Source organism: Gordonibacter sp. An230, from assembly GCF_002159915.1.
Classification (GTDB): Bacteria; Actinomycetota; Coriobacteriia; order Coriobacteriales; family Eggerthellaceae; genus Rubneribacter.
Window position 1 is genome coordinate 192,874 of record NZ_NFJP01000002.1, and the last position, 17,478, is coordinate 210,351.

The 17,478-nt window shown below is 61.8% G+C and carries 10 protein-coding genes and 1 pseudogene; 6 read left to right on the forward strand and 5 right to left on the reverse strand.

All coding sequences use genetic code 11. From position 1 onward, the window contains the following. On the reverse strand, positions 1-3,111 hold the full coding sequence (locus tag B5F40_RS02105; RefSeq protein WP_087192720.1) for a molybdopterin-containing oxidoreductase family protein: 3,111 nt from the start codon (positions 3,109-3,111) through the stop codon (positions 1-3). 276 nt (positions 3,112-3,387) lie between these two features. On the opposite strand from B5F40_RS02105, the gene B5F40_RS02110 reads away from it, so the two are divergent. The 3 genes from B5F40_RS02110 to B5F40_RS16555 all read left to right on the forward strand — a co-directional run bounded on the left by B5F40_RS02110 (position 3,388) and on the right by B5F40_RS16555 (position 6,153). Next, positions 3,388-4,854 (forward strand): LuxR C-terminal-related transcriptional regulator, encoded by a 1,467-nt coding sequence (locus B5F40_RS02110; protein ID WP_087192721.1) that lies wholly within the window; start codon positions 3,388-3,390, stop codon positions 4,852-4,854. A 236-nt stretch (positions 4,855-5,090) separates the two neighbouring features. Beyond that, a complete protein-coding gene (locus tag B5F40_RS16550) occupies positions 5,091-5,666 on the forward strand; it encodes a Fic family protein (RefSeq protein WP_239442859.1) in 576 nt (191 codons plus the stop codon). A 214-nt stretch (positions 5,667-5,880) separates the two neighbouring features. Further along, positions 5,881-6,153 carry a winged helix-turn-helix transcriptional regulator gene (locus B5F40_RS16555; protein WP_239442862.1) on the forward strand — a complete coding sequence of 91 codons (273 nt, stop codon included), beginning with the start codon at positions 5,881-5,883 and terminating at the stop codon, positions 6,151-6,153. A 377-nt stretch (positions 6,154-6,530) separates the two neighbouring features. Here B5F40_RS16555 and B5F40_RS02120 read toward each other — a convergent pair whose 3' ends face one another. From B5F40_RS02120 to B5F40_RS02130, 3 genes are read right to left on the reverse strand one after another with little or no spacing between them, the layout of a single operon-like run. Then, positions 6,531-7,400 (reverse strand): dimethyl sulfoxide reductase anchor subunit family protein, encoded by an 870-nt coding sequence (locus B5F40_RS02120; RefSeq protein WP_087192722.1) that lies wholly within the window; start codon positions 7,398-7,400, stop codon positions 6,531-6,533. A gap of 1 nt (position 7,401) precedes the next feature. Continuing rightward, positions 7,402-8,061: a 4Fe-4S dicluster domain-containing protein gene (locus tag B5F40_RS02125; RefSeq protein ID WP_087192723.1), complete on the reverse strand. Its 660-nt coding sequence runs from the start codon at positions 8,059-8,061 to the stop codon at positions 7,402-7,404. Between the two features lie 3 nt (positions 8,062-8,064). Then, positions 8,065-11,025, reverse strand: coding sequence for a molybdopterin-containing oxidoreductase family protein (locus tag B5F40_RS02130; RefSeq protein ID WP_087192724.1), 2,961 nt, complete (start codon positions 11,023-11,025; stop codon positions 8,065-8,067). Positions 11,026-11,270: 245 nt separating this feature from the next. Between B5F40_RS02130 and B5F40_RS02135 the strand changes: the two genes are divergently transcribed. Then, on the forward strand, positions 11,271-12,764 hold the full coding sequence (locus B5F40_RS02135; protein ID WP_162610861.1) for a helix-turn-helix transcriptional regulator: 1,494 nt from the start codon (positions 11,271-11,273) through the stop codon (positions 12,762-12,764). Positions 12,765-12,884: 120 nt separating this feature from the next. On the opposite strand, the gene B5F40_RS02140 is transcribed toward B5F40_RS02135, so the two are convergent. Continuing rightward, positions 12,885-14,495, reverse strand: coding sequence for an FAD-dependent oxidoreductase (locus B5F40_RS02140; protein ID WP_162610862.1), 1,611 nt, complete (start codon positions 14,493-14,495; stop codon positions 12,885-12,887). Positions 14,496-14,790: 295 nt separating this feature from the next. On the opposite strand from B5F40_RS02140, the gene B5F40_RS02145 reads away from it, so the two are divergent. Beyond that, the gene (locus B5F40_RS02145; RefSeq protein ID WP_087192727.1) at positions 14,791-16,197 is read left to right on the forward strand and encodes a response regulator transcription factor; all 1,407 of its coding nucleotides are present in this window, start codon (positions 14,791-14,793) and stop codon (positions 16,195-16,197) included. Positions 16,198-16,321: 124 nt separating this feature from the next. After that, positions 16,322-16,642 (forward strand): annotated as a pseudogene (locus B5F40_RS16915) (DUF4143 domain-containing protein); the annotation flags it as partial. Between the last annotated feature and the right edge of the window lie 836 nt (positions 16,643-17,478).

The following is a 17,478-nucleotide window of genomic DNA, read 5'->3' on the forward strand; positions in this document are numbered from 1 at the left end:
CTACGCCTCCTCTCGAATCTCGTAGTTGGGCAGCCATTCCTTCAGGCGCGGGTCGGACGCATCGTAGATGATCTCGGTGCCGTCTTCGGGCGCGCAGGGGACGACCTTGCCGTCCGGGCAGTTCTCGGGCGTGGCCTTGTAAATCTTCACCGGCACGCCGCGCATGTGCGACGATCCGATGTGCTTGTCCTGCCCGTGAGGATCCCAGATGCAGTCGATGCACGAGAGCGTGAAGCCATGCGTGGGAGCGGGCAGCTCGGGGAACCACCAGGCATGCTCGGCGTTCGCCCAGCCTTTCGCGATGCCGTAGTACAGATCCACCACTTGGCGCACCTTCCCCCACTCGGTCTCGATCCAGGCCCAGTCGCCCTGCTCGAGACCCAACTCCGCGGCATCCTCCGGGTTCAACTCCAGGCGTGGCGCCGGCCACAGCTCGCGGCACCACGGCAGCTGTCGGTGCTCGGAGTGGAAGTACACGGGAATGCGGCGTCCCGTGGTGAGGATGATGGGGTACTCGCTCGTGTCGACGTCGCCCTTGGGGCCAGATGCCGGCTCATCGTAGTGGGGCAGCATCTCGTGGATAAGGTCGTACTTGCCCGGTTCGAACTCGTTGGCACGATCGACGGCGTACGCTTCGAACAGCATCGGCCAGAACTCTGCCAGCGCCGTGGGCGTGGGGAAGCCGAAGTTGTTCACCGGCTCGCCCGTCTCGTTGTCGCAGTTGAACAGCTTGCCCGTGCACGCGTCTTTGCCCATGCGCATCCAACCCGTTTCGAAGCGGCGATACGTGCCCCATCGATCAGGCTCGATCTCCTTGGCATTGATCCAGCCGTTCTCTTGATAGTAGTCGGAGAACTCCTGCCAAGACCCCCACGCCACCTTGGAGTTGGCGACGCTGTTGACGGCGAACCACTCGTCCATGCGCTCGTCGCAATGCTCCGGCGCCGGCTTCGTCGCATCGATCAGCGAGTTCCACGTGGCGTTCGGACCGCCGACGGCATCGAAGATCAGGCGGCTGATATCGTGGTCGAACTTCGTATCGCTTGGAGGCTCGATGCAGCGCACCGTCGCCCCGATGCCGCCGGACGCCCCCTGCGACACGCGGATGTTGTTGATCTCCAGCCAATGCTGGCACGGCAGCAGGATGTCGGCCATCTCGGTACCGGGATGGTGGAACATGTTGATGTCCACCCAGAAGTCCAGCTTAGACAGGCCCTCCCAGGCCAGCGTGGCGTTGGACATGTTCATGAACGAGCCGGACTCGTTGATGCCGCCCTTGAGAGGATACGGATCTCCGTTGATGCACGCCTCCCAGATCATCGTCGCATCCGCCCACTCGTTGTAGTATGCCGTGAGCGGAAACTTCTCCGCGCCTATCATGTTGGACAGCGTGTCGATCTTGTCGGGCAGGTTCGTCGGGTCGGGCGTCACCCCCTCCATGGGGATGGTGCCCAAGGCGACGAGCTGGGCCTTCACCTCCTGAGGCATATTGGAGCCGGGAACCGACGTGGCCTGCTCGTCAAGGGGGGAGCGCGTGAGGCCGCGATTGCCGGCGGGGCCGTCGAAGTTGCCGGTCATGTACATGAGATGGATGACCGCGCGAACCGTCTGCGTGCAATTGCCAATTTGGTCGGGCGCGAGGTTCAGATGAATGCCCCCGTTGCCGTAGGTCTGCCCTTCGGGGCGCGTTGCCCACGCAAGGCACGCCTCTTCGACGAGCGCCGGATCGAGCCCGGTGATCTCCTGGCACCACTCCAACGTGCAATCGGCCACCGACTCCTCAAGATAGGCCCACACCGGCTTAGCCGTATGGACGCTGCCGTCGAGCAACGTCACCTCGTGCGACTCGCGCATGTCCAGATCGATGCCCGCATCGACCAGCTCGCCGTACGAGAGGGGCGGCAGGTAGCCCTCTTGGGATGTGCCTTCGTACACCACCTCCATCTGGTCGCGCGTCGGCGCCACATGGTTGCAGCCTTCCCACTGGGTGGTGTCGGTGTTCCAGAACACCAGCCCGCCGGCTCCGCCGTTGGCCAGCTTGTTCCAAGCGTAGAACTTGCGAGGACTGCCGCCCTCAACCACGTCCGACTCCTTGAGCAGGCGCGTTTTCAGCTTCGTTCCCGCTATGTCCGCCGGCGGGGCGGGAGAGCCCGCCGTCGAGCCCGCCATAGGAGACGACAGCTCGAAGTAGCGCCCGCCCGTAGGCTCCATGTCCTCCACCACGAGAAAGCTCGCGTTGGTCCAACGCTTCACGAACTCCCAGTCCACCAAGTCGTGCTCGATGATGATACGCTGCCAGGCAAGCGCCAGCGCGCCGTCGGAGCCGGGGCGCAGGTTCAGCCAATAGTCGGCCTCCTTGCCAGAACCCGATAGGCGCGGGTCGATGCAGATGTGCACATCGGCTTCGGTCATCTTGTCCACGAGGTTGCGGCAGCTGTCGTCGTAGTTGGAGTTCTCGGGTGCAGTGCCCCACTGCACGTACACGCGCGGCCCGTCGCGCAGCGCCATCCACGGCGCGCCGTCCACCGAGCTGATCCAGCCCATCAGGCGGCGCGGGCCTTTGCAGATCTCCGAGGCCAGATGCGCATTCGGCGTGTCGAACAGCCATTTGTAGAAGCAGTACGGCGCGTACACCCACTGACGGGACGTGCCGCACATGTTGAAGATGGCCTGCCCGCCGTAGCGCTCCATGATCTCGTTGAACTTCTCTCCTATGATCTGCATGGCCTCGTCCCAGCTGATGCGCGTCCAACCCGGATCCTCTCCTTTGGGGTTCGTGCGCTTCATGGGATGGTAGATCCGATCGGGATGGTAGGCCGCCTGGATGGACGACTGCGACTTCCCGCAGCAGTTGCCGCTCGACTGGAACGACGACTGGTCGCCTTCCACCTTCACGGCGCGCCCGTCCTGAACGGTCACCCACACGCCGCATTCCATCTTGCCGCAGCCGCGACAGCACGTGCGCACGCGTTTGACATCGCCGCCTTTGGCGGACGCGGTCGCGTCCTCGGCGAGTGCCGCATGCGGGGCGGCGGTCGCACAGGCGATGGCCGCGCCGGTCACGGCGGAGAGCTTCGCGAACGTTCGGCGCGTCAGGTTGAGCTTGCCCATTCCTCCTCCTTCTTCCGTCGTTCGGAGAGGGCGGCCTCCTGCCGCCTTCCGGATGGCCCTCAGTCTGGCCCGTCGACGGGCGAAGCGCATCATGCGTTTCTGCGAAAACTTTCGCAAAAAGGCGCGCGCGGCATCATGCGTTTCCCATGATTTTGAGAAAATGCCTGATAAATGACGGTTGCAGCCATAAGGATCGATGAACTGCCGGAGCATGCCAACGCATAACGCAGAGTATAATTAGGGCCTCGGGGGCGAGATCTTGAGGGGGGGGTTCTCATGGAGCAGCCATCGTCGATCGCTATCGCACGGGATCGCCTGCGGCAGACGCAACCGCGCAGCTTGCTGAACCTGCGCATGCTGGGGTTCGCGATGGCGCGCGCGTGGGTGTACCTCATGTTCCTGGGAACCGCCGCCAGCTCGATGACCTGGAACGGCCAGACCGTGCCGGGCATCGCCTACCTCGGCTCCACCGTCATGCTGTGCGCGACCCTGCTGGCGAGCGCCGTGTTGCACGAGCGGTTCGCCGCGCTCATCGGCAAGCCGTCGTTTCGCGCGCTCGGGCCTGTGCTCGTCGCGTCCGGCACGCTGGCGCTGGCCTCCGCGACGCTGCCGGGAGCTCCCGAAGTCGCGCTCTGCCTGGCGGGCGCGCTGCTCACGGGCGGAGGGTCGGGCATCATCGATCTCGGTTACGGCGAGCTCTACCGCAACGTCGACCCGCGATGCACCTCGTTCGAAGCGCCGCTCGCCTTCTTTATCGCAGCCGCGCTGTTTCCCCTCGTGCTGGGGCTGCCCTCCGTGCTGGCGTGCATCGTGTGCGCTCTTTTGCCTGCGGTGTCGGGGTGGATATTGTTCGTGAAGATGAAGGCCTGGTCGCCCTCGCGCGAGCCTGCTGTGAAGCCGTTCGAGATACACCTGGGCTCGTTCGCGTGGAAGATCGGCGTCTGCGCATGCCTCATCGGCTTGGCCGACGGCGTGGTGCGCGCGGTGTTCATGACCTCCATCGGCGCATCGGCCGAAAGCTTCTACCGCTTCCCGCTTCTCTGGTCGAGCCTGCTTACCATGGCCATCATCTACGGGTGCGTGCTGTTCTCGCGCGAGACGGGGCTGCGACCGGTGTACCGCTCGGTGATGCTGGTGATGGCCGTGTTCTTCATGCTGCTGCCCGTGTTCACCGGCTATTCCGAGATCGAGAGCACCATCGCGCTCACGGGCTACGGCACGTTCAACGTGCTCATCTGGATCCTGCTCGCGGACATCTCGTTCACTTATCGGCTGTCGTCGCACATGGTGTTCGGCATCGGCTGGGGCATGGTGACGCTCGGCGTGCTGCTGGGCTCGGCCGCCGGGCAGGCCGTATGCGCGCTCGCGCCGTTCCAGCCGCAGACGCTCAGCCTGATCGCGCTTCTGGCGACGCTGGCCATCCTCATCTCGTACATGTTCGTGTTCAGCGAGAGCGACCTCATCGCGCTGGCGAAGGGCGACGAGGAAAAGGCGGACGCTGCCGAGCCGAAGCGCCAGCGGTTCCAGGACCGCTGCAAGGAAGTGGCCGACGAATACGGACTGTCGCCGAAAGAGACCGAGATCATGGTCCTGTTCGCGAAGGGCCGCTCGAGCACCCGCATCCAAGAGGAGCTCTACCTGTCGCGAGGCACCGTGACCACCCACCTGCGCCACATCTACCAGAAGATGGACGTCCATAGCAAACAGGAGTTTCTCGATGTGATTGAGGGCCGACAGGGGTAGCGGAACTCCGAGGCGGCCCTCGCCGCCACACGACCGAAAGGCTCCGACCACCGTCGGAACGGGCCAGCCGAAGGCGGAGGGCAGATGCAAGCCGACGACGCTTTGACACGGAGCCGCGCCTCTCCTTGATTGCGAAGAGCCGCGTCTTCAAGCCCGCCGCCCCATTGCCTCGCGCAGGTGTTCCGCTTTACCGCCATTGGCGGCAAAATGCCGGCGGTAAAAGATCGGGGCTGCCCATGCCCTACGAACCGCCCTTCGAAATAACGCCCGACATTTCAACCGTCGCGCTCGAAATCGCCGAGATGGCGGGAGGCCTCTCCCCCGCCTCCGATCTTGCCGCCTCGCCCACCCTGCATCGTCGGCTGCGCATACAGACAATCCATTTTTCGCTTGCCGTCGAGCAAAACACGCTCACCGAGGAGCAGGTGACCGCCGTTCTCGAGGGGAAGCGGGTTCTCGGCCCGCCCGACGACATCAGGGAGGTCGAGAACTCCAAGCGAGCCTACGACCTCATGAGCGAGCTGGACCCCTTCAGCCTCGACGACCTCCATCGAGCCCACGGAACGATGATGGAAGGGCTTGCGAAAGACGCAGGCAGGTTCCGCTCAAAGAACGCAGGCGTGCACGACGAACGAGGCGTCCTCGTCCACGCGGGCACGCCGGCCACCTACGCTCCCGAAGCCATGTCCGATCTACTTGCATGGCTCAGAGGCACCGAGGCGCTGCCTTTGATCGCCTCCTGCGTGTTCCACTACGAGTTTGAGTTCGCACACCCTTTCTCCAACGGAAACGGCAGAACGGGCCGGCTCTAGCGCACCCTGCTTCTCGCCCGATGGCGACCTATGCCGGCATGGCTTCCCGTGAAAGCATGATTCGGCAACAGAGCGGTTATTACGCCGCCCTGAACGCATCCAATGCAGACGGGGCCTCCACCCGCTTCATCGCATTCATGCTGAGGGCCATCCGCGATGCCATGGAGCCCTACTGCGCGTCCGTAAACCCATCCCGTCGGCTCACCTCGCCGTGATGGATGCGTTCGAGGGGGATCCTCGCGCCACCGTGAACGACGTGGCCGAGCGGATCGGTTCGTCGAAGCGCACCGTCGAGCGAGCGATAGCGTCCCTGAAGGACGAAGGGCGTATGCGGCGAATCGGAAGCCCGCGCGCAGGACGCTGGGAGATGGAGCTGACGCAGCGGAGAAAACGCGAACGACCGCGATTCGATTCTCCCTTGTGGGACGCCTCTTGCGCACGCACGCCACGCAATCCCCATCGGGAACATCTCGAGACAACATTCTAAACCGAAAGACGCATGCGACCATGCGCAGCGGGAACTCGTCGGACACCGAAGCGTTAATTACCTAGTGGGCAACTGCGCGCTCCTGGTGAGCAAATTTGCTCGCTAGGATGACCATGCGCGAAAGACGAGCTCGCCCTCCTCATGGTCCACGACGCCTCCCTTATGACAGCGACGCACGGTGCGTTACCGTGACTTCCTGCTCACCGATCCCGGGCGCATAGCGCCGTTGTTCCAGCATCCGGACGCTTCGGGGCCCTTTTCGAGGGCGATCCGTCGTTTGCAAGGGGGTTTGGGGAGGCGAATCGCGCTCGAAGAGGGCCCCGAAGTCTTGCGCGCCTACGGAAGAAGGGATCCACAAGCGCGGTCGAAGGGAATCGCTAGTAGAACATGAACACGCTTAGACCCAGCTCGTAGAAGACCACGCGCAGGCACACCGCGCCGACAAGGGCGCAGGCCACGGCGAGGGCGCCCCACGCCTTCCAGCTGCCGGACCTCCCGCCCACGAGGGCGGCGGCGAGCGGCAGGGCCCCGCCGACGGCCACCGCGCCTCCCCACAGCAGCGGCGCCTGGGCGGCCACGAGGGCGGCCGCGGCAGCCATGCCGGCGGTGGGACGAGTGGGGTCGAAGTAGTAGCCCACCTCGGCGAAAGAGCCGCCGCTCGCCTGCAGGAAGGCGGCGAAGGCGACGGCGGTCGCGGCGGCAATCGCGGCACCGATCAGGGCCGGGAGGGCGACCGGCTTCACGTTGTCGCCCTTGAGCTCCATGATCACGGCCATCGTGCAGGGCCCGAGCGCGCACGAGTTCCCCAGCGCGTAGAGGATCCACAGCGCCGAGTCCCACGCGGGGCGCGCGGCCATGGTGTAGCTGTGCGCCATCACGGCCACGAGCGCCGCGCACATCGCGACCGCGACCCAGCACAGCCACCTCGGGACGCTCGCGCCGTCATCGGACTTGCGCATCGCGACCAGGTAGGCGACGGCCACCGCCGCCAGCGCCACGACCGCGATCAGCTCCTGGGTGATGCCGCTCGTCAGGTGCCCGAACCCGTTGAAGATCCTCTCCCAGTGCTCAAGATGGAAGAACACCGCGACGCCGCCGGCGGCCAGCAGGGCTGCCGAGGCGACCCACGCCGGCGTCTGCGACCCCTTCGCGTGCCCGCCGGCCGCCAGCAGCGCCTGCGTCCCGAAGAGCCCTGCCGACCACGCCACGAGCGTGGTGAAGACGATCAAAGGCCACTGCAGCTCCATGCTACTCCCCTCCCTTCCACGTCATGTCGCGCAGGATGTACGCGAACGACGGGTTGTTACCCACGTTGGGCAGAACAACCACCTGATCGTCGGCGAACTCTTGAACAGCTTGCAACATGGGCACCCGAGCATCGTGAACCTGCTCGTATGTCGCCTCGTAGTCCAGCACACGTCCAGGAGCCACGAACGAATCGTAGCCCGCGTCCAGATCGCCGAAGAACCGCGCCCGCGCGCCGCACTGGGCCACGCACTGCGGGAGCTCGCCCTGGGCGACCTTCTGCTCGCAGAGGGTGCACTTCTCCACCACGCCCTCCTCCTCGTTGAGGTAGCGCACGTTGTAGGGGCAGGCCATCGCGCAGAACTGGCAGCCGATGCACTTGGACTTGTCGATCTGCACAGTGCCATCCTCGAGCTTGCGCGAGGCGCCCGTGGGGCACACCCTCACGCACTCGGGGTCGGCGCAGTGCTGGCAGCCCACGGGAAGGAAGTACATCTCGACGTCGGGCAAAACCGCGCCCTCGTAGCGAGGATTCGGTCCAATGCGCAGCACTTTGTTCCAAAAACTCCCAACAGGAACGCTGTTGGCTGATTTGCAGGCAACCGAACACGCCAAGCATCCCACGCATTTGTTAAGATCGGTTATGATCGCATATTGGGTCATGCTTCACTCCCTCCCCTCGTAGACGGGAAGCCACTCTTTCAGACGCGGATCGGATGCATCGCTGATAACCGGAGTCCCATCCGCATCGCACGGCACCGGGTTGCCGAACGGGGAATTTTCGGGCGTGGCCTTGTACACCTTCACCGGATACGCACGCAGCTGCGAGGAACCCGTAAAGGGATCCTGGGCCATGCGGTCAACGCACACGTTGATGTTCACCAGCTCCCAACCGTGGGTGGGAGACACCTTGCTCTCTGGAAACCACCATGCATGTTCGGCGTTTATCACGCCCCTCTTGATGCCGTAATACAGATCGGCCACCTCGCGCACTTTGCCATCCTTGGACTCGATCCACACCCAGTCGCCCTGCTCGACGCCCAACTCCCGCGCATCGTCGGGATTGATCTCCACGCGCGGCGCGGGCCAAAGCTCTCGGCACCACGGCAGCTGCCGGTGTTCGGTGTGGAAGTACACAGGATTGCGTCGGCCGGTGGTCATGTTGAAGGGATACTCCTCCATGAGATCCGGTGTGCTCACCGGCGAAAGCGGAGGCTCTTTGTATTCGGGGAAGCATATTTCGGATGGTGTGTAGCCCTGTAGCTTCTCGGGCAAATGCCCCATTTCAGGGCTCAGATACGTCTCCATGATGGTCGACCATATCTCCATCTTCATGCACGGTGTCGGCATGCCGGGCATGCCGTCGCCTTTCACGTACTGCATGCCGTCGACCTGTCGAAGGTACCCTGTCTCGTACCGATGATACGTACCCCATACGTCAGGATAATCGTCTTTCGCACGAAACCAACCGTGCTCAGCGAACTTGGAAAGGTACTCCTCGGCCGTCATGCCCGTCCCTTTGACGCAGAAATCCATGTATCGGCTGACCGGCCCCCATGCATCCCCCGTCTTGGGATCGTAAAGCGGCACGCCCGCCTCCTTGTACCAAAGCTGAGCAATCTCGACTTCGAACAAGCATTCGCCCGGAGGCTCAATGCAATTGACGTTCGCCCCGTATGCCCCGTGCGCACCTTGTGAGATGCGCGCGAAGCCGGGTATCTCCATCCAATGTTGCGCGGGCAGCTTGATGTCAGCCAACTCCGAGGTGGGATGGTGCCACAGATCGATATCGACAAAGAAATCCATCTGCTTGAGAGCATCCCATGCATACGTGGCATTCGATTGGTTGAGGAAGTCGCCCGCACAGCAAATGCATCCCTTTATGGGATACGGATCGCCTTCATTGGCGGCCTGCCAAATGCAGCGCGCATCATCACGCCCGGTCCAACGGACAAGCGGAAAATCTTGCGCCGAAGCCTTGTTCGCATTCTTTTCGAACACTTCCTTGAACGGCGCGGGCTCTTTGGGCGCAGAATAGGGCACGGCCACCCCGCCTGCATCCACCGGCACGCGCGTCATGCCCCGATTACCGGCCGGAGAGTCGTAAGCGCCGACCATGGCAGACAGTATGCCGAGCGCGCGGAAGTTCTGCAGCGAGTTGCCGCATTGCTCGGGCGCCAATTGGTAGTGCAAGCCACCGTTTGCGAAACGAGGATCAAACCGCTGTCCCGCCCACGCCTCGACAGCCTTCTCGATAAGGGCTGGATCGACGTCGCATATCTCTCCCGTACGTTCGGGCGTGTACTTGGACACCACGTCGTCCCAATACTTTTGCCATACGCTCTTCACCTTCACCGTGCGCCCGTCCTTGAGCGTGACCTCTCCCTCGTACCACAGCTCGGGCTCTATCTCGTTCTCGAATCGAGTGGGATCGGGAATGCGTCCAGACACGTCGCCCTCGGAAGGATTGCGCATATCGCCAGAAGGGCGCACGTAGTCCGTGAACGTCGTGGGGATGTGATGGCCGCTTTCGCCTTCCCACAGCCCGACCTCCTCGTCGGCATCGAAGTACGTCAACCGTTCATTCAGGCTGTCCCACACCATGAAGCGGCTCACGCTGCCGCCTTCGACCAGATCGCACTCGCGCAGAAGGCGCGTCTTCACGTTCAGTCCGTTGCCTTTAGTGAACTTGCCTGTGAAGAACGGCTCGTCGTCAAGATCCAGGTCTTCGCAATATAGGAAGGGTCCGTTGCTCCACCGCGTGCAGAACGTATGGTCCTCCCAACCGTTCTTCATCACAAGATGCGTCCAGCCCAACGCCATGGCGCCATCGGTACCGGGACGCAACGCCAGATGTATATCGGCCTCTTTGCCTTCGTTGTTCATGCGCGGATCTACTAGGATGTACGTCTCGGCACGGGCGATAGTCTCGGTAATGGTGCGGCAACTGTCATCGTAGTTCGAGATGGATGGGCCGGTGCCCCACTGCACGTACACCTTCGGGAAACCCACCGTCTCGTGAAAGAAGATGCCGTTCTCGATGGTGAGGCTGCCCGCATCTCGTCGGATTCCCTTGCAGATCTGCGCCGCCCCATGACCGTTGACCGACCCGTACAACCTGCCAAGACGCGAAGCGCCCATGCCCCAGAAACGCGACGTGCCCGTCATGGTCATGATCCCTTCGCCGCCGAACTTATCCTTCACTTCTGTGAATTTCTCATGACAGGCCCTGATAGCCTCGTCCCAACTAATGCGCACCCACCCCGGATCTTCGCCTTTGGGATTCGTGCGCCTCAACGGGTAATGCAGGCGATCAGGATGGTAAGCCGCCTGGATGGACGCTTGAGCCTTCGAGCAGCAGTTGCCGTTCGACTGATAGGCTGATTCATCGCCTTCCACCTTGACGGCACGACCATCTTGAACGGTCACCCATACGCCGCACTCCATCTTGCCGCATCCGCGGCATGCGGTACGCACGCGCTTGACTTCTGCCGTCGACCCAGCGGCTTCCGTTTCGGCAAGCGCCTTCTCGGCCGACGTGACCGCACCGGACACCGCCGCGCATCCGGCGACCACGGCAGCTAATTTGAGAAAGCTGCGCCTCGTGGTGCTGAGCAACTTTCGCATTCCCGCTCCTCTCTCGTCATCCTCTTCGAACCCGCCTCGCCTTGTCGGCAGGCGCTTTCACGGTATGCGATGCGAGCATGGGTCGCATCGCACGGCAAGTCGAAATTGAGGGAGAGATCGCGCACGATGCCTCTCATACTCGAGTATGATTTTCCCGCTCCGTCAGGAAAATCACAGGGCAAACCACGCCAAGCCCCGACAATTCGGGTATCCTGATGCTGTGGATTCCCGTACAGGGGGGTGCGATGCAGGAGACGGGATCGAGAGCGCTCGTTGCGAAGATCGTCGACGCCACGCCAGGAACGCATATCGCCATCATCGGGCTTTCTCTTTCGCTCTACGCAAGCGAGAGCACGCGCATGTCGTCGTTTCAGGACGCACAACCGGGAAGCCTCGCCTCCGCCTTTCCTGGTATTGTCGCGATAGCGATCCTCATCGCTTTTCTGCTCGTCTATCATGCGAAACCGACTTTCAGACTCCATCGCCACATGACCGTAGGATTCGTGATCGCCGGAGCTCTTGCCGGATCGGCGCTGCTCGCCACAAGCGTAACGACCGTTCCCCCGCCGGACGAACTCGTATTCCTTTCGCGATGCGTCCGGCGCACATGCGAACTGCTGCTCATGCTTTGCTGGGCAGAGGTGCTGCTCCCTTTAGGAGCGCGCCCTCTCGCCGTCGTGCTCGCGCTATCCCTGCTCGCCCTGAGCGGCGTGAACGCCCTTTCCGCACTGCTTAAAGAAGGAGGGGCATACACCATGCTCGCGCTCGTCCCGTTTCTTTCCGTCGCTTGCCTGTACTGGTTCAAAGATCGCCTCCAGATGATCGATCATTACCAGCCGGACAGAGGTATCGAAGCCTGCGGTCCATCCGGAATCGACCAATCCCTCATGACCGACTCGCCATCCCGCGCAAGCACCGCGCTGATCTTCCTCCTGCCGCTCGCCTGCTATTCGTTCGTGTTCGGCAACGTCCACTTCTCATGGGTGCCCAACCAAGATCGAGCGATCACATCGCTGAGCATCCAACTGGCGGCCGCATTTGGAACGATGCTCTCAAGCTTGTTGATCTTGGCCCTCGTCACACACTTCTGGGGTCGTCGCAAGCTGGAATTGTACAACCCGCTCTTGCTGCCTTTGCTCGTATTGACGCTATACCTCACCGACCTGCTAGGCGGCTCCCTCTCGTTCCTGTACGTGGCGCCACTCAACATCGTGCAGAAGCTGGCCTTGTTCCTCATGTGGATCGTGCCGTTCTTGATACCGCATAAGCGATCGCCTCTTATCGCATGGGGTATCGCGCTCATCTTGTACCAGACAGGGAAAGTCCTTTCCACTGCTCTGTCCGGCACATCAAACGCTCAGCTGTACACACTGGCCGCCATAGGCTTCATCACGGTGCTTATAGCGGGAAATATCGTGGGAATTATCCTCGATCACAGTCGTCAGAAATACGCGCCAAACGGCTCGACCCATTCAGACCCCCATGAAATGGCACAAAAAACGACCAGAAAAGGAATCGCGTCGCAAGTGTGCGGCGATATCGCAAAAGAGTATCGATTGACCAGGCGAGAAGAGGAGATACTCGTACTTCTTTCGGAGGGAATGACGGCAGCGGCCATTGCTGAAGCGCTTGTGGTGAGCACGTCAACGGCGAAAAGCCACATGCGCAACATATACGCCAAACTGGACGTGCACACTCAAAGCGAGCTTCTGCTGCTCATCCATCATTACGAAAGCTGACGCCGGAGAAGGGCGAAGGCAGCCAGCAAAACCTTTTGACAGGCCCTGCGCCCCACTCCGCGCGTCGCATCAACCCCATCGCGCAAAGCCATGCACGAGACACTTGGCTATGCCATCTATTTATGCACCCGCAACCGCTCGACCAGCTAGATAGCCGCATGTGATGCAACGGCCCACCGACAAGCCCATGGTGGACAGAGAGTAATCGTAACGACCGTAAAACGGACCGGAGCAGTTGCCAGCGGCGTACAGGCCCTTGATCGGCTCGCCCTCCTCGTTCAGGCATTGGCCGTCGGCATTCACCAAAAGCCCGCCCAAGATAGCCGACACGGCATACTCACGCGGCATGGCATAAAACGGCGGCGTGTCAACCGGCCTGAGGTATTTCGATGCTTTGCCGAAGTCCAGATCCTCGCCTTTCGCGCACAGCTCGTTGTAGCGCCGCACCGAGGCAACCGTCGCTTCAACAGGAAGGCCGACGGTCTGCGCCAATTCCTCGATGGAATCGGCGGCAAGCAACGTCCCGTCTTCGACGAACGCCGCGATTTTCTCAGGCGTGCCATTCGCCACCGTGGGAACGGTGGGATCGCTTCCCCACCCGTACACCTGATCGGCATAGTTGGCATCGAACAACGTGACCATGCGGTGCTCGGGCTGATCTCGCAATATGGTATTGCGGTCCCCATACGGCACGTCCTCGTACATGAAGCGTTCCCCGTTCAAGTTCAAGGCAAGGAACGGCTCCTCGCGAAAGCAACCTTTGCCGCCGTGGATCATCTTGCTCGGGCTGCCAGGTTCCATAACCGCTCCGGCCATAAGGCCCATCAGATGCCCGTCACCCGTCTTGTTTATCTGCTTGCGGCCGAAGTCCTGCGCATCGGGAACATAGCGCTCGACCATGGCCTCGTTGTTCTGATAGTCCCCCGTCGCCAAGACGACGCCCTTCGAAGCCAGGAACTTCTTGTACTCGCCATCGTCGGTTCTCCCCACCACTCCGACAATCGAACCGCCTTCCGTGACCAATTGCACGGCTGGTGTTTCGTAGAAGAACTCCACGCCGTCATTTGCAGCCTGCTCAGCGAGCGCCGTCGTGGGAGCCTGCATGCTGTCGGAGAACAGCAATCCTTGCACATAGCAGTTGCCGTCAGCGTACACGTGGTCTTTGGAATCGCTTTCCTCGCACGCATCGAACCCTGCAGCGGCAAGCTTGCTCTCGTACCATTCAAGCGCCTCCTGCGATCTTTCGACATAGGCTCGAAGCAAATCGATCCGGGGACGATGGGCGTTCAACTCGTGGAGCTCATGCAGATAAGCGGTCATGCCCGCCTCGGTGCTTCGATCTTTCACCACCCGTGCAGCCAGCATGCCCTGCGCAACCGGGGAAGCCTCTTTCTGCAGCACGGCCACGCTCGCGCCCGCTTCGTGGGCGGCAAGTGCCGCTGGCAGCCCAGCCGTCCCGGCCCCTACCACGACCACGTCGAAACTCAGCTCCTCGACGAAATCCACAATCGGCTCCCCTTCCACTGCGGATGCCTCGAGTTCGGTAGCGCTTACTTTTCCGCCAGCCCACACGGCAACATCGGACGTCGCGCCGCCCGACCCCTCTGCCGACCCACCCTCTTGCAGCATCGACGGAGCGCAGCCTGTCAAAGAACCCGTCGCCAGTGCAGCAGCAGCCGCTCCCCCAAACGCGAGAAATCCGCGTCGACTCATCGAGACGCAACGATTCATCTTCGATCTCCTTTCCGAGCGGCGCTCGCCGCCCATTCGCTTTTCGGCCGGACGACGGAGCAGACAGCCCATCCGTCCCGGCGCGGTTGACGGCTCCATAGTGGAGCGCTTCAGCCCGTCTGACCAGAAGAGAGGCCGGACGATCCTCCGCCTCCGAGGGATGATATTTGTCATCCCTGATCAAAATGCCTGTTCAATGAGTCGCTTCAATGACAGGGGGAGCTTTTCCCACCGAAAGGTTCCGCACGGGTTGCTATAATCGACCAAGGGGACGGATTGCCGCAGGGAGGGCTTCATGAAGGCACGCGCAGAGGAAAGGAAGACTGCGACTCTGGGAAGCGGGGTCGTTCCCATACGATTCCTCGGAGCGGGCGCCTACCTCGCATGGCTCTTCACTATCCACTACTCCACAGGATTCTTCGAAACCGCCGACCGCGCCATCGACTCCCTCATCCTCTCGAACCTCGCGAACCTTATCGGACTGGTGGGTGCGGCATTGTTCGCACGGCGCATCGCACCCATATCCGCAAAACGGCCCTACGTAGCAGGTGCGGGGATCGCTTCGTGCTTGGGCACCGTCCTAGCCTCGCTCGCCCCGCTCGACGGACATGCCGAGCCGACGCTCTTCGTCGTCGGAAACGTTCTTGTCGGCATTGGAACGGCATTGCTCATCCTCTTGTGGAGCGAGCTGTACTCGAGCCTCCCTCGCAAAGAGACGAGCATTTTTTATTCGGGATCGTTCATCGCCGCCGCACTGCTTTTCTACCTTGTTTCGGCGCTGAGCCCGCTCGCCCAGACGACGGTTGTGCCGATCCTCCCCCTGGCCTCCATGATTATGCTCTTCTTCAGCTCAAAGCTGCTGCCAAACCAAGCAGAGGAGGTGAGGGAGAGCGCTGATTCCCACTGGACCTTTCCCTGGCGCCCTTCCATCCTGCTGGCCGTATACGCCTTCGTGTCGACGCTCGCCCGATCGATGAGTTTTGAGGCGAACGATGTCGGCATGATGGGCATGCTGCTTATCGCGCTCGCGGTGCTCGCCTCCAACGTGCTTTTGTTTGACCGGTTCGACGCGCGCATGCTTTACAAACTCACGCCACCGCTGATCGTGGGAGGTTTTTTGCTCATATCCTTCTATGATGGGTTCGATGGTTTAGGAAACGCCCTTATCAACGCGGGTTTCTCTGGGTTCGTCATCCTCACGCTCATCGTCCTCAGCACCATATCCTACACGTACGGCGTGACGGCCATCTGGCTGTTCGGGCTCACACGGGCATGCCGCGTCCTGGCCAGCACGATTGCAGCCTGCGGGCACGCATGGCTCTCGTCTTCTGGATTGGCAAACGATGCGATTCTGGGATCCGCCGCCATCGTATTGGTGGTAACCTGCGCCATGTTGTTCCTTTCGGACAAAGATTTCACCAGCACATGGGGCATCAATCCCTTACCCCAGAAACGAACCGATGCGGTAGGCGAGTTCTACACCACCCTACAAGGAAAATGCTCGATCATATCCCATGAGCACGGACTGACTCAGCGAGAGGAAGAGGTGCTCGCCCTGCTCGCACAGGACAAGAGCATAGCCGAAATCGAAACGCAGCTTGTCATCTCAAACGGCACCGTTAAAAGCCACATACGGCACATCTACGCCAAACTCGGCGTCCATGCGCGCAAAGAGGTCGTGGATATGGTGCGCAACCTGTAAAATCGCCCGATGCACCCCGTATGGTGCCCGATACGCGCCCGTCGATTGTTCAGTGATCAATTTTGTACCACTATTGAGCACAATTGGTCACTAAGAAGGCGCGCACGGAAGAGCATCGCGCTCTGGCCAGGAGCTATCGTATCGCAGGATACTCGGTCAACTGGACGGCGCCGGAAACACTACGACCGTCGCGCACTACCTCGATCTGCTCAACGGTGCAGGACTGCTCTGCGGCCTGCAGAAATACGATCCCAAACTCATCCGAGAAAAGGCAAGCTGCTCACGCCTCATGGTGTACGACACGGCCCTCATAACCGCATCGTACGGAAGATACCGGGAGTTCCCGCTTGCCGACCCAGAACGGAGGGGCCACCTCGTCGAGAGTGCTGCGAGAGCGTACCTCCCCACACGCTCAAGGCAAAATCGCTTCGACGTGCGCTGGTGACGACAGGGCTCCTGCGAGGTGGGCTTCGTGCTGACGCAAAGAGATGCCGTTACCGCGGTCGAAGTCAAGAGCGGTCGCGTGAAATCGCCCAAAGGCATAACCGCTTTCATAAAAGTCTCTCATGCGCAAAGCTTGGTCGTAGGTTCAAGCGCATGTCCTCTAAACCGATTTCTTGCGGGAGAGGTTCCTCTGTTCTGACCAGCCCCCTTTGCTACTCCGGAAGTGCTCCGTCCGTTTGCGAAAAAACTCGAAAACTCGCAAGATACCTTGAACGCCAAGCTTTTGAAAGGGCTTCGCGTGCGCAAACCCCGCCCCGAGACAAACGGAAGATGTCGCCGCGCAACCAAGGGATCTCCTACCCCTCCCTCCGACACGAACCCCATCTCCCCCTGCCTCTCGAGAACGATAATGAATTTTGAAACCAGCTGACACGCAGCGCCAACAACGGGAACTTCGCCCGAGAAGCAAGGCTCGAAGATTCGTCCCGATCCGTTTTCAGTCCCGTCCGGAGTGCCCCCGCGCGGATGCGGCTCGCCCGTTTGCAAGGGGGTTCGGGGAGGGGAGCCGCGCCCGCGCGGGGCGCTTCAGATGGGGAGGACCACGCGCGGCGGGGCCCCGCGGCGAAGGGAGAAAGGGGCGGCGGGAGGCCAAGGCGGCCCCGGAGGCGGAAGGCGAGGCGCCCCGGCGCGAAGCCGGCCCTCCCCGCCCCGCGGCGCCGCCGACAAGGGCCGGGCCTAGTAGAACATGAAGACGCTCAGACCCAGCTCGTAGAAGACCACGCGCAGGCAGACCGCGCCGGCGAGGGCGGCGATGGCGGCGATTGCGCCCCAGAGCTT

Bases quoted from the DNA above. Each gene is read 5' to 3' on its own strand.
- B5F40_RS02135 (WP_162610861.1), top strand. From the start codon at position 11,271: ATGCAGGAGACGGGATCGAGAGCGCTCGTTGCGAAGATCGTCGACGCC.
- B5F40_RS02125 (WP_087192723.1), bottom strand. From the start codon at position 8,061: ATGACCCAATATGCGATCATAACCGATCTTAACAAATGCGTGGGATGC.
- B5F40_RS16555 (WP_239442862.1), top strand. From the start codon at position 5,881: ATGGATGCGTTCGAGGGGGATCCTCGCGCCACCGTGAACGACGTGGCC.
- B5F40_RS02140 (WP_162610862.1), bottom strand. From the start codon at position 14,495: ATGAATCGTTGCGTCTCGATGAGTCGACGCGGATTTCTCGCGTTTGGG.
- B5F40_RS02120 (WP_087192722.1), bottom strand. From the start codon at position 7,400: ATGGAGCTGCAGTGGCCTTTGATCGTCTTCACCACGCTCGTGGCGTGG.
- B5F40_RS02145 (WP_087192727.1), top strand. From the start codon at position 14,791: ATGAAGGCACGCGCAGAGGAAAGGAAGACTGCGACTCTGGGAAGCGGG.
- B5F40_RS16550 (WP_239442859.1), top strand. From the start codon at position 5,091: ATGCCCTACGAACCGCCCTTCGAAATAACGCCCGACATTTCAACCGTC.
- B5F40_RS02110 (WP_087192721.1), top strand. From the start codon at position 3,388: ATGGAGCAGCCATCGTCGATCGCTATCGCACGGGATCGCCTGCGGCAG.
- B5F40_RS02105 (WP_087192720.1), bottom strand. From the start codon at position 3,111: ATGGGCAAGCTCAACCTGACGCGCCGAACGTTCGCGAAGCTCTCCGCC.
- B5F40_RS02130 (WP_087192724.1), bottom strand. From the start codon at position 11,025: ATGCGAAAGTTGCTCAGCACCACGAGGCGCAGCTTTCTCAAATTAGCT.